Source organism: Aureimonas sp. N4 (assembly GCF_001463925.1).
Lineage (GTDB): Bacteria > Pseudomonadota > Alphaproteobacteria > Rhizobiales > Rhizobiaceae > Aureimonas > Aureimonas ureilytica_A.
Window position 1 is genome coordinate 79,709 of the sequence record NZ_BBWS01000013.1, and the last position, 14,227, is coordinate 93,935.

Consider the following 14,227-nt stretch of genomic DNA (forward strand, 5'->3'; position numbering starts at 1 on the left):
CGCCATTCCCCAAGGGCTCTTTCGCCGGGGATTCCGGTAAAAGAATGGCGCGACAAGGGTTTCGCCGCGATCCCATGAAGCACCGTTAGGGTTAACAATTCGTTTCGCAGGCGTGAGGAATAGCAGATTTCCCCTCGCGCTTCCGAATGTTCTACCGCAGTGCGGCGTGGGTATCAGGCCTCGCCCGTGCTTGGCGCCGGCGTCAGGCGCTCGGCCACCGCCGGCGGCATCCGGCGTGGCTTGCCTTCGGGCGAGATCACGGCGACCTTCACCCGCGCCTCGATCAGAAGCTCCTCGCCTTTCAAGATGCGCTGGTCGAGAACCACCCGCGCGCCGCCCAGAAGCGCCGTGCGGGTCTCGACGGTCAACACATCGTCGATCCGCGCCGGACGCAGGAACTCGATTTCCATGCGCCGGACGGCAAAGGCCATGGGCTCGCCGAAAGCCCCGTCCATCAGCTCGCGATGGCCGATGCCGTGCAGGCGAAGATAGTCCGTGCGCCCGCGCTCCAGAAAATGCAGGTAGCGGGCGTGGTACACGACGCCGGAAAAATCCGTGTCCTCGAAATAGACCCGCACATCGAGGCGGTGGCCGAATTCGGTGAGCCGGCCTGCAAGTTGTTCGTTCATGCCGGCCTCATAGCGATCTTGTGATCGGGATGCCAGCGCAGCGCCCATCTGTCATCGCGCCGTCATGGACATGTCACCCCGCCGTCATGCCCGGATGCTTGACCGCGCGGGACGTCAGACCATCGGAACCGGAGTGTCCCATGCCGACCCGTCTTGCCATCTCGTTGGCGCTTCTCGCCTCGACGGCGCTGCCCGCTTTCGCCGAGCCCGTCTTCAACCGCGTCGCCGCCTTTCCCGTCGCCGCCAACCTGCCGAAGGAAACGGCGGGCGAGGTCCCGACATCGGCCGAGATCGTCACCGCCTCCGAAGACGGCATGACCCTCGTCTATTCCGACAGCCCGCATGGCGGCATCGGCTTCATCGACATCACGGACGCCCATGCGCCCAAACCCGCCGGCTATCTCAAGCTCGACGGCGAGCCGACCTCGGTGGCGGTCGCGCGCGGCAACGTTCTCGTGGCGCTGAACACGTCGGAGAGCAAGGCCAATCCGGGCGGGCGTCTCGTCGCGGTCGATCTCGCCGGCCATGCGATCGGCGCGGCTTGCGATCTCGGCGGCCAGCCCGACAGCGTCGCCGTGTCGCCCGACCGCAGCTTCGCGGCCGTCGCGATCGAGAACGAGCGGGACGAGAAGGTCAATGACGGCGCCCTGCCCCAGATGCCCGCCGGATATCTCGCGCTGGTGCCGCTGAAGGACGGCACGCCGGACTGCGCCAACCTGCGGCGCGTCGACATGACGGGCCTGGCGGCCATCGCGCCCGAAGACCCCGAGCCCGAATTTGTCGACATCAACGACCAGAACGAAGTCGTCGTCTCACTTCAGGAAAACAACCACATCGTCATCGTGGATGGGGCGAGCGGCAAGATCAAAGGCCATTTCCCGGCCGGCAGCGTGGCGCTGGAAGGCGTCGATGCCGAGAAGGACGGCAAGCTCGACTTCACGGGCAAGATCGAGGCGCGTCCGCGCGAGCCCGACGCCGTGAAATGGCTGAAGGATGGGCGGATTGCCGCGGCCGACGAGGGCGACTGGAAGGGCGGCACGCGCGGCTTCACCATCTTCAACCATGACGGCAGCGTGTCCTACGAGTCGGGCGCGACGCTGGAGCGCGAGGTCGCGCGTATGGGCCACTTCCCCGAAAAGCGCGCCGACAAGAAGGGCATCGAGCCCGAGGGCCTCGCCAAGGGCACGTTCGGCGGGCAGGACTATCTCTTCGTTCTGGCCGAGCGCGGTTCGGTGGTCGCCGTCTATCGCGACACCGGCGCCGCGCCGGAACTGATGCAGATCCTGCCGTCCGGCATCTCGCCCGAAGGCGCGGTGACGATCCCCGCCCGCAACCTTCTCGTCACCGCCAACGAGGCCGATCTCGGCAAGGACGGCGGCGCGCGCTCGCATGTCATGATCTACGAGCGGGCGGAGGGCGAGAAGGCCTATCCGACCATCGTCTCGATCGACGACAAGGCCGGCAACCCGATCGGCTTCGGCGCGCTTTCGGCGCTCGCCGCCATCGAGGGCAGGCCGAACCAGTTCTGGTCGGTCAGCGATAGCGTCTATGGCAAGATGCCCCGCATCTACATGATCGACGCCGCGACCAAGCCCGCGCGCATCGTCTCGGCCCTGAACGTGACGCGGGACGGCAAGCCCGCCGCCAAGCTCGACCTGGAAAGCCTGACGCCGGACGGCCAGGGCGGCTTCTGGCTCGGCAGCGAAGGCAACCCGGAAAAGGAGGTGCCGCATCTGCTGCTCCACGTGGACGACAAGGGCGCCATCCTCGAGGAGATCGCCTTCCCGGAAAAGCTTCTGGAGTCGCAGACGCGCTTCGGCGCGGAGGGCGTGGCGCTCGCCAATGGCAAGGTCTGGGTCGCCATCCAGCGCCCCTGGAAGGACGATCCCAAGAACGAGACCAAGCTTCTTGCCTATGACCCGGCGACCAAAGAGTGGGGCGCGGTGCTCTATCCCCTCGACAAACCAGCCGAGGTCGCCTGGAACGGCCTGTCCGAGATGACCGTCCACGGCGACCATGCCTATTTCATCGAGCGCGACAACCAGATCGGCGACAAGGCCAAGCTCAAGGCCGTGACGCGCGTTCCCCTGTCGGAACTGAAGCCTGCCCCGCTCGGCGACAAGCTGCCCGTCGTGAGCAAGGAGACCGTGCGCGATCTCGTGCCCATCCTCGCCGAGGCGACCCATGGCTATGTCGTGGACAAGGTCGAGGGTCTTGCCATCGACGCCCAGGGCGAGATGACCATCGTCACCGACAATGACGGCGTGGACGAGTCCTCGGGCGAGACGCTGTTTCTCAAGATCGGCAATGTCAACGACAAGGCCGCCTCGCTCAAGAAGTGAGGTCGAGGCCCGCGAGGCAAAGGGGCCGGCGGATCACCCGCCGGCCTTTTCGTGGGGCGGTCAAACGCCGCTGAGCAGGATCACGGTCGGCACTTTCGGCAGGCTACGGGCGGAAAGCGTCAGCGAATCCTCGGCCCGCCGATCCACGGCAAAATCCGGGATCTGCTCCAGAAAACGCTCGATCGGCGTGCGGAAGCGATGCATCGGCAAGACGACGGAGGAATGGAGCCGCGCGGCGATCTCGCCCATGCCCTTCTGACTCATGGTCCAGGACCCGTCCACCGGCACCATCACGACGTCGAGCCGGCCGATCGCGGCGTAATCGTCCTCGGTCAGCTGATGGTGGAGATGTCCGAGATGGCCGATGCACAGGCCCGCCACCTCGAAGATGAAGATGGAATTGCCGTCCGCCTCGAACGAGCCGAAGCGGTTGATGTCGGTCGGCACATTGCGGATCAGGACATCGCCCACCGTGACATTGTGTTTGGCCGGCCCGCCCGCCGGATTCCAGCCGCGCAGCACGGTGCCGATGCCGGGGTCGGGAAACTCGGTGTAGTGGGTGGAATGCGCCTTGTTCATCGTCACGACATCCGGCACGCGGCCCTCGCCGGCAAAGCCGGCATAGTCGGTGGCGACGCGCACCCCCTCCCCGCTCTCGATCAGATAGGTCGCGTGGTGGACGTAGGTGATGCGCACCTCGGCCCGCTCGCGTGCGGCCAGGCGATAGGGCGCGTCCAAGGAGGCGTAACGGACCCCGGCGCGCTCGGCGATGGCAAGGCAGGTGCTCGGCGTCTCCTCCCGGTCTTGAGCCATCGCGCCCGAAGGCAGCCAGAGAAGAGGCAGAGCCAGAAGAAGCCGTCGCATCGCGTCACCTTTCGGACGGAGGCATTTGCTTCTGCGAGCTTATCGCTTGGGATATCCCGGCCAAGTCATATTCCCGCGAGCGCGACCCTTGCCGAAGCTGGACGATGGCGGCTCGAAAACCTATAGAACCTTCATTCATCTGAAATCTTGACGAGACAGGTGCCCCGATGGCCGGTCATTCCCAATTCAAGAACATCATGCATCGCAAGGGCCGGCAGGACGCCGTGCGCTCCAAGATGTTCTCCAAGCTGGCGCGCGAAATCACCGTGGCGGCCAAGAGCGGCACGCCCGATCCCGACATGAACCCGCGTCTTCGCCTGGCGATCAACAACGCTAAGGCGCAGTCCATGCCCAAGGACAATATCCAGCGCGCCATCTCCAAGGGCTCGGGCGCCGACACCGAGAACTATGACGAGGTCCGCTACGAGGGCTATGGCCCGGGCGGCGTCGCCGTCATCGTCGAGGCGCTGACCGACAACCGTAACCGCACCGCCTCCAATGTGCGCTCCTACTTCACCAAGTCGGGCGGTGCGCTCGGCGAAACCAATTCGGTCTCCTTCCTGTGGGACCGTATCGGCGAGATCGTCTATCCCGCCAAGGTCGGCGATGCCGACAAGGTGATGGAAGCGGCGATCGAAGCGGGCGCGGACGACGTGGCGAGCGACGAGGACGGCCACCGCATCCTCACCGCCTTCGCCGATCTCGGCGACGTGTCTGCCGCCCTCGAAAAGACGCTGGGCGAAGCCGAGAGCGTCAAGATCATCTGGCGCCCGCAGACCGGCGTGCCGGTGGACGAGGAAAAGGCGCAGAGCGTTCTGCGCCTCATCAACAATCTCGAAGACGATGACGACGTGCAGAACGTCTACGCCAATTTCGAAGTGGACGAAGAGGTCATGGCGAAGCTCTCCGCCGCCTGACCTCTCGCGCATTCGAGTCCAAAGGCCGCGCCGGCTCTATGCCGCGCGGCCTTTTTTTGGGCTCAGCTTTTGGGCGGCGTCGGCGTGAGCCGCGCCTGTGCCAAGGGGACGATCGTCTCCGACACGAGCCGATGGAGATCGGCCACATAGCCCGAGCGCGTCGAAGGCTGGCTCTCGTCCGAGGTGATGGCGACGGTCAGCTCAAGATCGGGGATGACATAGATCATCTGCCCGCCATAACCCCAGCCATAGAAGCCGTCATGGCCGGCGAAGCGGTCGATGAACCAGCCATAGCCATAGCGCCCGTCATGGAAGCGCGAGGTGGTGCGCGGCGTCCAGCTCTGCTCGATCCACGCCTCCGACAGAATGCGCTCGCCGGACACGTTCACCCCGCCGCGCCGGTAGAGTTCGCCGAAGGCCAGAAGCGACCGCGGCGTCATGGCCATCTGGTTGCCGCCGAGATAGATGCCCTGTGGATCGCGCTCCCAATCGCTCACCCGCACGCCCGCCGGCCCCAGCCAGTCGCGCGACAAGTGAAGCGTCGAGCGCCCGGTGGCCTTGGTCAGGATCGCCGAGAGAAGATGGGTGGAGCCGGTGGAATAAAGCATCGGCCCGCCGGGATCGTTGACGAAGGGTCGGCGCAGCGCATCGCGAACCCAGTTGCGCGAGGCAATCCAGGCGCCATAATTGCCGCCGGACGTGCGCTCCAGCCCGGCCTGCATCGACAGGAGATGGCCCACGGTGATCTGGTTCAGGCGCGGATCGGGATCGGCGGGAAAGTCGGCCCGCAGAAAATCCGCGATCGGTTGGTCTGTCCCTTTGATCGCGCCCTTGTCGATGGCGATGCCGACGAGTGCGGCGATCACGGATTTCGACGCCGACTTGATGTTGGTCGCCCGGTCGGTCCGGTTGCCGCGAAAGCCCTGATCGACCAGGGTCTCGCCGCCCTGCGCGATCAGCAGCGTTTCCAAGGGTTCGAGCGCTTCGGCGCGCGCCCGGGCCGTGTCGAAGCTTGCGGCGGCCGGGGCCGGCGGCGCGGCCCCGCGCGCCTCAGGCGGCACGGCCGAGGGTTCGGAGCCCGGTGGCCCCTCCTGCGCGACGGCGGGCGAAAGAAGAAGCCCGCCGAACAGGGCAAGCGCCAAGGCGATTTTCGAGGTCATGTCTCTCAAATGGAGATGGCAATACTGACCCGACAGGGCGCGTCACCGCAACTTGATCCCCACGCCGTTCCGCTTCGTTTTCGATCCGTTCACTCTTTGTCTTTAAATCCAGAATCCGTTAAGCAAGGCGGAGACGGGATCATGCTGCAGGAGCGGACCATCAGGATCATCGGAATCGATCCCGGCCTTCGCCGCACGGGCTGGGGCGTGGTGGAGACGGTCGGCAACTCGTTGCGTTTCGTGGCGAGCGGCACGGTCACGTCCGACGCCAAGATGGACCTCGCCTCCCGTCTGCGCCAACTCTACGACGGTCTTTCGGCCGTGATCCATCATCACCAGCCAGACGAGGCGGCGGTGGAGCAGACCTTCGTCAACAAGGATGCGGTCGCGACCCTGAAGCTCGGCCAGGCGCGCGGCGTCGCCCTGCTCGTTCCCGCGCTGGCCGGCCTGCCCGTCGCCGAATATGCGCCGAATGCCGTGAAAAAGGCCGTGATCGGCGTCGGCCATGGCGAAAAGGCGCAGATTCATATGATGGTGAAAGTGCTGATGCCCCGCGCTACGTTCGAGGGGGATGATGCGGCCGACGCGCTCGCCATCGCCATCTGCCACACCCATCATCGCCAGTCGGCGCAGGCGCGCGCGGCCTTTGCGGGCCTGTGATGTTCTTGACTTGTTCACCCCGCCATTATAGGTAATACCTCAAGGTATTACTCGACGGAGAGTCGATCATGCGCGTGACGGAAAAGGGGCAAGTGACGATCCCCAAGCCGATCCGGGACAAGCTCAGCATCGGTCCTGGGAGCGAAGTCGCTTTCGTGGATCGCGGTGACTTCGTCGAGCTTGTGCGAGGTGAAGCTGTTCACGACTCACAAGGCCGTCGGGAAGAAATCAGCAAGGCGATCGCCGCCATGCGTGGATCGCGCGATTTCGATGGGCTGACGACGGATGAGTACATGGACACTATCCGGGGACCGCGTGACGATCTCGACCCTCGTTGATTCCAACATCCTGATCGACATTCTCAATCCGCGCTCCCGGCCGGAGCATCAGGACTGGTCGGCCACGTATCTGCACGACGCGGCGCTGCGCGGCCCTCTCTACATGAGTGCCGTTGCCTGGGCGGAAATCTCGCAGCCATATCAGGACGAACAGATGCTCGTGACCATTCTGCGTCCCTTCGGCTTCGTCTATGAGCCCTTCCCGTTCGAAGCCGCCTATCCCGCAGGGCAGGCTCAAACGCTTTACCGCCAACGCGGCGGCGCGCGCGACCGCACCCTGCCCGACTTCCTGATCGGCGCTCATGCCCAAACCGCCGGTCACCGCCTTCTGACGCGCGACGCCAGCCGCTACCGCGCCTATTTTCCCGACCTCACCATCATCTGCCCGGAGACGCATCCTTGATCGGCAAGCTCAAAGGCACGGTGGACGAAGCCGACGAGGAAAGCGTGACGGTGGATGTCCACGGCGTCGGTTATGTCGCGTTTTGCGGCGCGCGCACGCTGGCGCAACTGCCGGGGTGCGGCGAGGCGGCCGAGCTCTTCATCGAGACCTATGTGCGAGAGGACATGATCCGCCTCTATGGTTTCGCCTCGAAGGCGGAGCGCGAATGGTTCCGCCTGCTCCAGAGCGTGCAGGGCGTCGGTGCCAAGGTCGCGCTGGCCGTGGTCGGCACGTTGACGCCGGGCGACCTTGCCAATGCCGTCGCCTTGCAGGACCGCGCGACCGTCGCGCGCGCGCCGGGCGTCGGGCCGAAGGTTGCCGCGCGCATCGTCGCCGAGTTGAAAGACAAGGTTCCGGCCTTTCCGGGTGCGGCGGGTGAAGAGTCGCTCGGCCTCAAGCGCGAAATTGGCGAGGGTGTCGCGCCCGCCCCCGTGGCGGATGCGGTGTCGGCGCTGGTCAATCTCGGCTATTCGCGTGAGCAGGCGGCGAGCGCCATCGCGACAGCCCTCAGGGAAGCCGGCGAGGGCGCAGCCTCAACCGCCCTGATCCGGCTCGGCCTGAAGGCGCTCAGCCGCTAGGGCGCCGGTTGACCGGAGCGATCCGGGGCCTTTGATTTTACCGCATGATCCGATGGCGGGGTCCTACCGCCCCCCGGACATGCTCTCATCGCAAGCCCGCCCTGCCCTTCGGGCCGACGCGGAACGGACCCGACCCATGAGCGACAACCGCCTGATCACTCCCGAAAAGCGCGGCGAAGACGTCGATAGCACGCTGCGACCGCAGCGGCTGGACGATTTCGTCGGGCAGGCGGCGGCGCGCGCCAATCTGAAGATCTTCATCGAAGCGGCCAAGACGCGCGGCGAGGCGCTGGATCATGTGCTCTTCGTCGGCCCGCCGGGCCTCGGCAAGACGACGCTGGCGCAGATCATGGCCAAGGAACTCGGCGTCAATTTCCGCTCGACCTCCGGTCCGGTCATTGCCAAGGCGGGCGACCTCGCCGCGCTTCTGACCAATCTCGAAGAGCGAGACGTTCTCTTCATCGACGAGATTCACCGGCTGAGTCCGGCAGTGGAGGAAATCCTTTATCCCGCCATGGAGGATTTCCAGCTCGATCTCATTATCGGCGAAGGGCCGGCGGCACGCTCGGTGAAGATCGATCTGTCGAAATTCACGCTGGTGGCGGCGACGACCCGTCTCGGCCTACTGACCACGCCCCTGCGCGATCGCTTCGGCATTCCCGTCCGCCTGAATTTCTACACGGTGGACGAGCTCGAACATATCGTGAAGCGCGGCGCGCGGCTGATGAGCCTGCCGATGAGCGAGGACGGCGCGCGGGAAATCGCGCGGCGCGCGCGCGGAACGCCCCGCATCGCCGGCCGTCTGCTGCGCCGCGTGCGCGATTTCGCAACCATGGCCGGCGCCGAGATCGTGGACCGGCGCACCGCCGACGAGGCGCTCACGCGGCTGGACGTGGATTCGCTCGGGCTCGACCAGCTCGACCGGCGCTATCTCGACCTGATCGCCCTGAATTTCGGAGGTGGCCCGGTCGGCATCGAGACGATCGCTGCTGCCCTGTCGGAACCGCGCGACGCGATCGAGGACATCGTGGAGCCCTATCTTCTTCAACAGGGCTTCATCCAGCGCACCCCGCGCGGACGCCTCCTGACCCAGCACGCCTTCCGGCATCTCGGGCTGGCGGTCCCGGCGACCTATCAGGGCGTGCAGTCGAGTCTGTTCGAAAGCGGCGACGAAGACTGAGACGGGCAAGGCGTCAACGCGGAGCCGGGTTCGCTCGACGGGGCGCGGAGGCCAGTGCCCGAGAAGCAGCGGCGGATTCGTACAGCCCAGCATGGCAGTTTGAGGTCGCCTGCCCCTCACCCCTCGCTTTCGCGGGCGTTGGGGTCATCGTCCCGCTCCTCCCGGTCGCGCTCGAACAGAGCCGCGCCCGGTTCGCGGTCCACGTCGTCATCGAGTTGCACGACGGCGGACGAGCGAAGCTTGGCGCCGGGATGAAGATGCAGATGGAGCGCGCCGGGAGTCGAGGTCGCGAACCCGATCCCAGCCAGCAACAGACCCACGACATGATGACGACGTTTGAATGGCATAGACCCCCGGCCACAAAACGCACGGGCGCTGCCGCGCCTCTGTCCCGCATTGCACAAGACACGGCGTTCGGGGCGCCAATAGGGCGCTCCCGCCGGGGGCTGCCGCTTGGCTACCAGAAGCTGGGGACGACCTCTTCGAGCCTTGGCCCGATCCGCACGGCCGACACCTTTTCGGCGAGCCCCGTGCGGTCGGAAATCTCCACCGCGAGGCCGCAGATCGTCGCCGGGCCGCTCGCCGCCTCGAAGCGCCCGCGCGGAATGCGCGTCAGAAAGCGGTTCAGCGGCTCTTCCTTCTCCATGCCGAGCGAGGAATCATAATCGCCGCACATGCCGGCGTCCGACTGATAGGCCGTGCCGTTGACGAGGATCTGGTGATCGCCCGTCGGGACATGCGTGTGCGTGCCCACCACGACCGACACGCGCCCGTCGAGATAATGGCCCATGGCGAGCTTCTCGCTCGTCGCCTCGGCATGCATGTCGATGATGATGGCGTCGGCTTGCTCGCCGAGCGGACAGGCCGAGACGATCTCGCCCGCCGCGCGGAACGGGTCGTCCAGTTCGGGGTGCATGAAGGCGCGGCCCATGAGATTGGCGACGAGCACGCGTGCGCCGTTGCGCGCCTCATAGAAGCCCGAGCCCTTGCCGGGCGTGCCCGGCGGATAATTGGCCGGGCGCAGGAAACGGTCCTGCCGCGCGGCGAAGACCAGGGCCTCGCGCTGGTCGAACACATGGTTGCCGGTCGTCATGACATCGGCGCCCGCGCTGATCGTGTCCTCGAAGATATCTTCCGTGACGCCGAAGCCGCCGGCCGCGTTCTCGCCGTTCACGACCGCAAAATCGAGCTTCCAGTCGGCGATCAGCCCCGGCAGCTTTTCAAAGACCGCCATGCGGCCGGTGCGGCCAACCATGTCACCCAGAAACAGAAATCTCATGCGTTGGACGCCCTTTCGGCGGCAGCGAGTTTGGCATCCTGCAATCGGGCGAGAGCCGCCTTCACGGCCGGCCGCGCACCGACGCGCTCGACCCAAGCGGCGAGCGCGGGGAAGCGCGAAGCGGCGTCGAGGTCGCGCAGGCCCGAGCGGGCCCAGCTCCAGTTCATCATGTCGGCGATGGAATAGTCTCCGGCGAGATAGTCGGCTTCCGACAGTCTCGCATCGAGAACACCCAGCAGCCGCTCGCTTTCGCGCTCGAAGCGGCGGATCGCGAAATCGCTGCGCTCTTCGGCATTCTTGAAATAATGGATCTGCCCGATCATCGGGCCTGTGCCGCCGGCCTGAAAGAAGGTCCAGGCGAAAGCTTCCGAGCGCGCGGGGCCGGACGCGGCCAGGAAGCGGCCGGTCTTTTCGGCAAGATGCACGAGGATCGCGCCGGACTCGAAGACCCGGTGCCCCTCTCCCGCCTCGCGATCCACGATGGCCGGGATGCGCCCGTTCGGGTTGATCGCAAGAAAGCCGGATTCTTTTTGTTGTCCGGTCGAAATATCGACGAGACGCAGGTCGTAGTCGAGCCCGCACTCCTCCAGCATGATCGCCGGCTTTTCGCCGTTCGGCGTGGTCCAGGTGTACAGCTCGATCATGAGCACGCTCCGATTCCTCGATACTCGATCAGCTAGCGCAGGATCGGGCAAAGGGGGAATGATTTTTGACGAAAACCATCCCGGCGGATTCATCACCCGGGCGACGCCCCTTCGGGCATGAAAGAGAATTTGCGTGACGACCCGTTTCTCCCTGCCTGTGATCGCCGTGCTCCTGAGCGGCCTCGCCCTTTCGGGCTGCATCACCGCCAAGCCGGTGGACACCAGCCAGACCAAGCCGGCCGCCATCGGGCGCGACCAAGCGCTGGCCCTCGTCAATGATTTCCGCGCCAAGAATGGCGTGAAGCCGCTGCGCATCAACGAGAAGCTGATGCAGGCCGCCGCCTGGCAGACGGCCGCGATGGCCGAGCGCAACAAGATGGACCATCAGGTGGCCGGCGCGCTGCCGGGGCGCGTCGCGCGCTTCGGCTACCAATGGAGCACGGTGGCCGAGAATATCGGGCGCAACTATGCCGATTACGGCGCGGCCATGGTCGGCTGGATCAACTCGCCCGGCCACCGCAAGAACCTCCTCAACCCCAACGTCACCGAAATCGGCTTCGCGGGCGGACGTCTGCGCGAGGGCGGCCCGGCCTATTGGACGCAGATCTTCGGCGCGCCGAAGCCTGACGCGCCCCGGCTGGTCAGCCAGAAGCCGATGCGCTGGGGTCCAGAACTCCGCTTTCCCTGACGATCCGATCCAGGAACCGATCCCCCGCCGTCATCGGCACGGCGGACACTTCCTGCACGTCGAAGGCGAGGCCCCAAGTCTCCACGGGGGCAAGGCGCGCGATGGCGCGGTCGTAGAAGCCCTTGCCATAGCCGATGCGCCCGCCGCGCCGGTCGAAGGCCAGCAAGGGAACCAGAAGCAGGGTCGGGTTGAGTTCCGGCGCGTCCTCGCCCGGCCCGTGCGTACCGAAGCCCTGCGGCACGAGCGGCGCACCGCGCAGGAGTTCGCGGAACACGAGATCACCTGCCACGATACAGGGCAGCGCCAGACGCGCGCCCCGATCCTGCAACCGAGCCATGAGCGGACGGGCATCGATTTCCGAGCCGATGGGCAGAAAGCCGCCGATGACCGTTCCCGGCTCGAAATGCAGGGCCGCATCGGCGTGATCGGCGATCGCGAGCGAAGCCTCTATGCGTGCGCTAGCGGGCATCGCATCGCGCAGCGCCATCATGCGCCGGCGCAGAAGGCTCTTGTCGATCATGCCAGCGCTCATTCCTGCCTCCCTTTTGATAGGCCAGAAGGCTTTAGCAGCCTTCCGATGAGCGGGCCAAGAGCGCGCGCGTCTCGGGCATGAGACAGAAGCGGAGGAGAAAGGGAGGAAGTGGCGAGCCGCCTCGGCCGATGAGAAAGTCGATCCCGGGAACCTACAAAGTAGGTGGGCGCCGTGTGCCGCAGTCCACGGACCGCAGCAGGGACAGCTCCCTAAGGGATGAGTAAGGCCCCGGGGAATAAGTTATCCCTGTCGAACCGCACAGCCCGCCGAGACCGAATATAGGCCGCCGCCCGCGCGAGCGCCAGAGGCGCGATCACCGATAAAGAAGCTTTTCCGGCAGACGCCGCCGGGTCTCCCAGCCGGCACGCTGAAGCTCGGGGGTGTCGCTTTCCAGCATGGGAAATCCCAGGCAGAAATAACCGATGAAGCGCCAGGATTCCGGTACGTCCAGAACCGCACGGAGGGTCGCGGGGTCGAGGATCGACACCCAGCCGAGGCCCAGCCCCTCGGCGCGCGCCGCTAGCCAGAGCGTATGGACGGCCAGCGCCGCGCTATAGGTGGCTGTCTCCGGCATACTCCGCCGGCCGAGCCCGTGGCCCTGTTCGGGATCGCCTTCGGCAAAGACGGCGAACTGCACGGGCGCCGCTTCCATGCCTTCGAGCTTCAGCCGGGCATAGAGCGCCGCGCGCTCGGCCGTTTGAGCGCAGGCGGCTTGCGTATTGCAGCGCTGGAAGTCGGCGCGGATCGCGGCCCGCCTGGTGGGATCGGCCACCACCACGAAACGCCAGGGCTCGCTGAGACCGACGGAGGGTGCGAGCGTCGCGATTTCGAGAAGGCGCTCCAGCGTGCCATCCGGCAAGGCATCGGGGCGGAAATGCCGGACATCGCGCCGCCACTGGAACAGTCGCAGAAGCTCGGCCCGGAAGCCGGCGTCGAAATTCATGGTCAGCGCCCGGTCTCCAGCCGCTCGGCGATACGCTCCACGATCTCGCTGACGCCCAGGAGATGCTCCACCAGCCGCTGGTCCCCCGTGGCGGCAGCCCGCAGGGCCGCCTGCTCTTCGGCCACATGAAGGCGCGCCACTTCGGCTTCCAGTTCGGCCACGCGCCGGCGCTGCTCGGACAGTTCGTCATTGACCATGATCGCGGCCATGACCGACAGGCGCAGCTCGCCGATCTCGCCGAACGAGCCGCGCAACTCGTTGATGCGCGCGTCGATATCGGCGGCCAACGATGTCAGATGCGCTTCCTCGCCCTCGGCACAGGCCATCCGGTAGGTCTTGCCATCGATGGTAACGACGATCTGGGGCATGTCTGTCCTTGGGTGGGCGCGAGGGTTTGAAGGAGACGGCGGCGGACGCTATCCCCGGCGCTGGGCCAGAACGTCGCGAATGGTCTCCATGGCGGCGACGAGACGGCGCGAGACTTCGCGATTGGCCGCATCGAGACGCGAGGCGCGCGTCAGCGCCGTGTCCAGCTCGCCGGCGAGGCGCGAGCGGTCGGCGGTCATGCGCTGCACCTCCTCCTCGGCGGAAATCACGACATGGTCGCGCGACAGACGGCGATCCACCGCGCGCTCCAAACGTTCCAGAGACGCTTGCAGGCGATTCGTGGCGTCGGTCAGCGGCCCCGCGTCCGGCATGAAAACCCCTTTTCCCGTCGTGCTTCCAACCTCTTGCACGCTCGGCTTCATTCACAGAAGCCAAGCTGCCGAACCGCTTTAACGGGAACGCAAGGGCGTGAAAAGCTTTTCCACCGCCAGAGCTTCGCGTTGCGCCAATTGACATGCGCGAAGAACCTATGATGAGTGCGCGCGAACGCGCCGTGCCGCTTCGGCAGGGCGCATCGGGAGGACGTTAAATCCATGCCTTTCGCCCAGAGGCCCGCTTCCCCCTCGCGCCCGGCCACAAGCCGTTTGAGCGCGTTCGGCGCGCCCGGTGCGGCGGGCATCGCCTTCTCCTGACCTCGTTTTGCC

Annotated in this window: 18 protein-coding genes and 1 other RNA gene; 8 read left to right on the plus strand and 11 right to left on the minus strand. The window is 66.0% G+C overall.

The features are described 5' to 3' along the window. Nucleotides 1–173: 173 nt before the first annotated feature. Complete coding sequence (gene ybgC, locus AUL28_RS04635; RefSeq protein ID WP_062230850.1) at nucleotides 174–629, minus strand: tol-pal system-associated acyl-CoA thioesterase; 456 nt, start codon at nucleotides 627–629, stop codon at nucleotides 174–176. Nucleotides 630–769: 140 nt separating this feature from the next. Here ybgC and AUL28_RS04640 point away from each other — a divergent pair, with 140 nt between their 5' ends. Beyond that, entirely contained in the window at nucleotides 770–2,971 is a 2,202-nt protein-coding gene (locus AUL28_RS04640) for an esterase-like activity of phytase family protein (RefSeq protein WP_062230830.1), read from the plus strand. Between the two features lie 60 nt (nucleotides 2,972–3,031). Here the strand turns inward: AUL28_RS04640 and AUL28_RS04645 are convergent, their stop codons facing one another. Continuing rightward, a complete protein-coding gene (locus AUL28_RS04645; RefSeq protein ID WP_062230831.1) occupies nucleotides 3,032–3,835 on the minus strand; it encodes an MBL fold metallo-hydrolase in 804 nt (267 codons plus the stop codon). Between the two features lie 167 nt (nucleotides 3,836–4,002). Here AUL28_RS04645 and AUL28_RS04650 point away from each other — a divergent pair, with 167 nt between their 5' ends. Continuing rightward, entirely contained in the window at nucleotides 4,003–4,752 is a 750-nt protein-coding gene (locus AUL28_RS04650) for a YebC/PmpR family DNA-binding transcriptional regulator (protein WP_062217234.1), read from the plus strand. Nucleotides 4,753–4,814: 62 nt separating this feature from the next. On the opposite strand, the gene AUL28_RS04655 is transcribed toward AUL28_RS04650, so the two are convergent. Then, nucleotides 4,815–5,912 carry a serine hydrolase domain-containing protein gene (locus tag AUL28_RS04655; protein ID WP_062230832.1) on the minus strand — a complete coding sequence of 366 codons (1,098 nt, stop codon included), beginning with the start codon at nucleotides 5,910–5,912 and terminating at the stop codon, nucleotides 4,815–4,817. A gap of 141 nt (nucleotides 5,913–6,053) precedes the next feature. Between AUL28_RS04655 and ruvC the strand changes: the two genes are divergently transcribed. The 5 genes from ruvC (at nucleotide 6,054) to ruvB (ending at nucleotide 9,110) form a co-directional block, all read left to right on the plus strand. Beyond that, nucleotides 6,054–6,572 (plus strand): crossover junction endodeoxyribonuclease RuvC, encoded by a 519-nt coding sequence (gene ruvC, locus AUL28_RS04660; RefSeq protein ID WP_062230833.1) that lies wholly within the window; start codon nucleotides 6,054–6,056, stop codon nucleotides 6,570–6,572. A gap of 68 nt (nucleotides 6,573–6,640) precedes the next feature. Next, nucleotides 6,641–6,910: an AbrB/MazE/SpoVT family DNA-binding domain-containing protein gene (locus tag AUL28_RS04665; protein ID WP_058600816.1), complete on the plus strand. Its 270-nt coding sequence runs from the start codon at nucleotides 6,641–6,643 to the stop codon at nucleotides 6,908–6,910. Continuing rightward, nucleotides 6,888–7,313 carry a type II toxin-antitoxin system VapC family toxin gene (locus AUL28_RS04670; RefSeq protein ID WP_062230834.1) on the plus strand — a complete coding sequence of 142 codons (426 nt, stop codon included), beginning with the start codon at nucleotides 6,888–6,890 and terminating at the stop codon, nucleotides 7,311–7,313. The genes AUL28_RS04665 and AUL28_RS04670 overlap by 23 nt, the downstream gene beginning before the upstream one ends. Beyond that, nucleotides 7,310–7,930 carry a Holliday junction branch migration protein RuvA gene (ruvA, locus tag AUL28_RS04675; protein WP_062230835.1) on the plus strand — a complete coding sequence of 207 codons (621 nt, stop codon included), beginning with the start codon at nucleotides 7,310–7,312 and terminating at the stop codon, nucleotides 7,928–7,930. Before AUL28_RS04670 ends, ruvA begins: the two co-directional genes overlap by 4 nt. 136 nt (nucleotides 7,931–8,066) lie before the next feature. After that, a complete protein-coding gene (gene ruvB, locus AUL28_RS04680) occupies nucleotides 8,067–9,110 on the plus strand; it encodes a Holliday junction branch migration DNA helicase RuvB (RefSeq protein ID WP_058600819.1) in 1,044 nt (347 codons plus the stop codon). 116 nt (nucleotides 9,111–9,226) lie between these two features. Here ruvB and AUL28_RS04685 read toward each other — a convergent pair whose 3' ends face one another. The 3 genes from AUL28_RS04685 to AUL28_RS04695 all read right to left on the minus strand — a co-directional run bounded on the left by AUL28_RS04685 (nucleotide 9,227) and on the right by AUL28_RS04695 (nucleotide 11,033). After that, nucleotides 9,227–9,457, minus strand: coding sequence for a hypothetical protein (locus AUL28_RS04685; protein WP_156418224.1), 231 nt, complete (start codon nucleotides 9,455–9,457; stop codon nucleotides 9,227–9,229). 110 nt (nucleotides 9,458–9,567) lie between these two features. Continuing rightward, the gene (locus tag AUL28_RS04690; RefSeq protein WP_058635557.1) at nucleotides 9,568–10,389 is read right to left on the minus strand and encodes a TIGR00282 family metallophosphoesterase; all 822 of its coding nucleotides are present in this window, start codon (nucleotides 10,387–10,389) and stop codon (nucleotides 9,568–9,570) included. Continuing rightward, nucleotides 10,386–11,033 carry a glutathione S-transferase N-terminal domain-containing protein gene (locus tag AUL28_RS04695; protein ID WP_062230836.1) on the minus strand — a complete coding sequence of 216 codons (648 nt, stop codon included), beginning with the start codon at nucleotides 11,031–11,033 and terminating at the stop codon, nucleotides 10,386–10,388. The genes AUL28_RS04690 and AUL28_RS04695 overlap by 4 nt, the downstream gene beginning before the upstream one ends. Before the next feature lie 133 nt (nucleotides 11,034–11,166). On the opposite strand from AUL28_RS04695, the gene AUL28_RS04700 reads away from it, so the two are divergent. Further along, nucleotides 11,167–11,721: a CAP domain-containing protein gene (locus tag AUL28_RS04700; protein WP_062230837.1), complete on the plus strand. Its 555-nt coding sequence runs from the start codon at nucleotides 11,167–11,169 to the stop codon at nucleotides 11,719–11,721. Here the strand turns inward: AUL28_RS04700 and AUL28_RS04705 are convergent. The 5 genes from AUL28_RS04705 to AUL28_RS04725 all read right to left on the minus strand — a co-directional run bounded on the left by AUL28_RS04705 (nucleotide 11,675) and on the right by AUL28_RS04725 (nucleotide 13,894). Beyond that, nucleotides 11,675–12,253, minus strand: a complete 579-nt coding sequence (locus AUL28_RS04705; RefSeq protein WP_062230838.1) for a 5-formyltetrahydrofolate cyclo-ligase — start codon at nucleotides 12,251–12,253, stop codon at nucleotides 11,675–11,677. The genes AUL28_RS04700 and AUL28_RS04705 overlap by 47 nt on opposite strands. A gap of 109 nt (nucleotides 12,254–12,362) precedes the next feature. Continuing rightward, nucleotides 12,363–12,521: non-coding RNA, 6S RNA (gene ssrS, locus AUL28_RS04710), on the minus strand. Nucleotides 12,522–12,566: 45 nt separating this feature from the next. Next, on the minus strand, nucleotides 12,567–13,196 hold the full coding sequence (gene bluB, locus AUL28_RS04715; protein ID WP_062230839.1) for a 5,6-dimethylbenzimidazole synthase: 630 nt from the start codon (nucleotides 13,194–13,196) through the stop codon (nucleotides 12,567–12,569). 2 nt (nucleotides 13,197–13,198) lie between these two features. After that, nucleotides 13,199–13,564: a cell division protein ZapA gene (locus AUL28_RS04720; RefSeq protein ID WP_058600826.1), complete on the minus strand. Its 366-nt coding sequence runs from the start codon at nucleotides 13,562–13,564 to the stop codon at nucleotides 13,199–13,201. A 48-nt stretch (nucleotides 13,565–13,612) separates the two neighbouring features. After that, entirely contained in the window at nucleotides 13,613–13,894 is a 282-nt protein-coding gene (locus AUL28_RS04725) for a DUF4164 domain-containing protein (protein WP_058600827.1), read from the minus strand. Nucleotides 13,895–14,227 lie beyond the last annotated feature (333 nt).

Bases quoted from the DNA above. Each gene is read 5' to 3' on its own strand.
- ybgC (WP_062230850.1), bottom strand. From the start codon at position 629: ATGAACGAACAACTTGCAGGCCGGCTCACCGAATTCGGCCACCGCCTC.
- AUL28_RS04640 (WP_062230830.1), top strand. From the start codon at position 770: ATGCCGACCCGTCTTGCCATCTCGTTGGCGCTTCTCGCCTCGACGGCG.
- AUL28_RS04645 (WP_062230831.1), bottom strand. From the start codon at position 3,835: ATGCGACGGCTTCTTCTGGCTCTGCCTCTTCTCTGGCTGCCTTCGGGC.
- AUL28_RS04650 (WP_062217234.1), top strand. From the start codon at position 4,003: ATGGCCGGTCATTCCCAATTCAAGAACATCATGCATCGCAAGGGCCGG.
- AUL28_RS04655 (WP_062230832.1), bottom strand. From the start codon at position 5,912: ATGACCTCGAAAATCGCCTTGGCGCTTGCCCTGTTCGGCGGGCTTCTT.
- ruvC (WP_062230833.1), top strand. From the start codon at position 6,054: ATGCTGCAGGAGCGGACCATCAGGATCATCGGAATCGATCCCGGCCTT.
- AUL28_RS04665 (WP_058600816.1), top strand. From the start codon at position 6,641: ATGCGCGTGACGGAAAAGGGGCAAGTGACGATCCCCAAGCCGATCCGG.
- ruvB (WP_058600819.1), top strand. From the start codon at position 8,067: ATGAGCGACAACCGCCTGATCACTCCCGAAAAGCGCGGCGAAGACGTC.
- AUL28_RS04685 (WP_156418224.1), bottom strand. From the start codon at position 9,457: ATGCCATTCAAACGTCGTCATCATGTCGTGGGTCTGTTGCTGGCTGGG.
- AUL28_RS04690 (WP_058635557.1), bottom strand. From the start codon at position 10,389: ATGAGATTTCTGTTTCTGGGTGACATGGTTGGCCGCACCGGCCGCATG.
- AUL28_RS04695 (WP_062230836.1), bottom strand. From the start codon at position 11,033: ATGATCGAGCTGTACACCTGGACCACGCCGAACGGCGAAAAGCCGGCG.
- AUL28_RS04705 (WP_062230838.1), bottom strand. From the start codon at position 12,253: ATGAGCGCTGGCATGATCGACAAGAGCCTTCTGCGCCGGCGCATGATG.
- bluB (WP_062230839.1), bottom strand. From the start codon at position 13,196: ATGAATTTCGACGCCGGCTTCCGGGCCGAGCTTCTGCGACTGTTCCAG.
- AUL28_RS04720 (WP_058600826.1), bottom strand. From the start codon at position 13,564: ATGCCCCAGATCGTCGTTACCATCGATGGCAAGACCTACCGGATGGCC.
- AUL28_RS04725 (WP_058600827.1), bottom strand. From the start codon at position 13,894: ATGCCGGACGCGGGGCCGCTGACCGACGCCACGAATCGCCTGCAAGCG.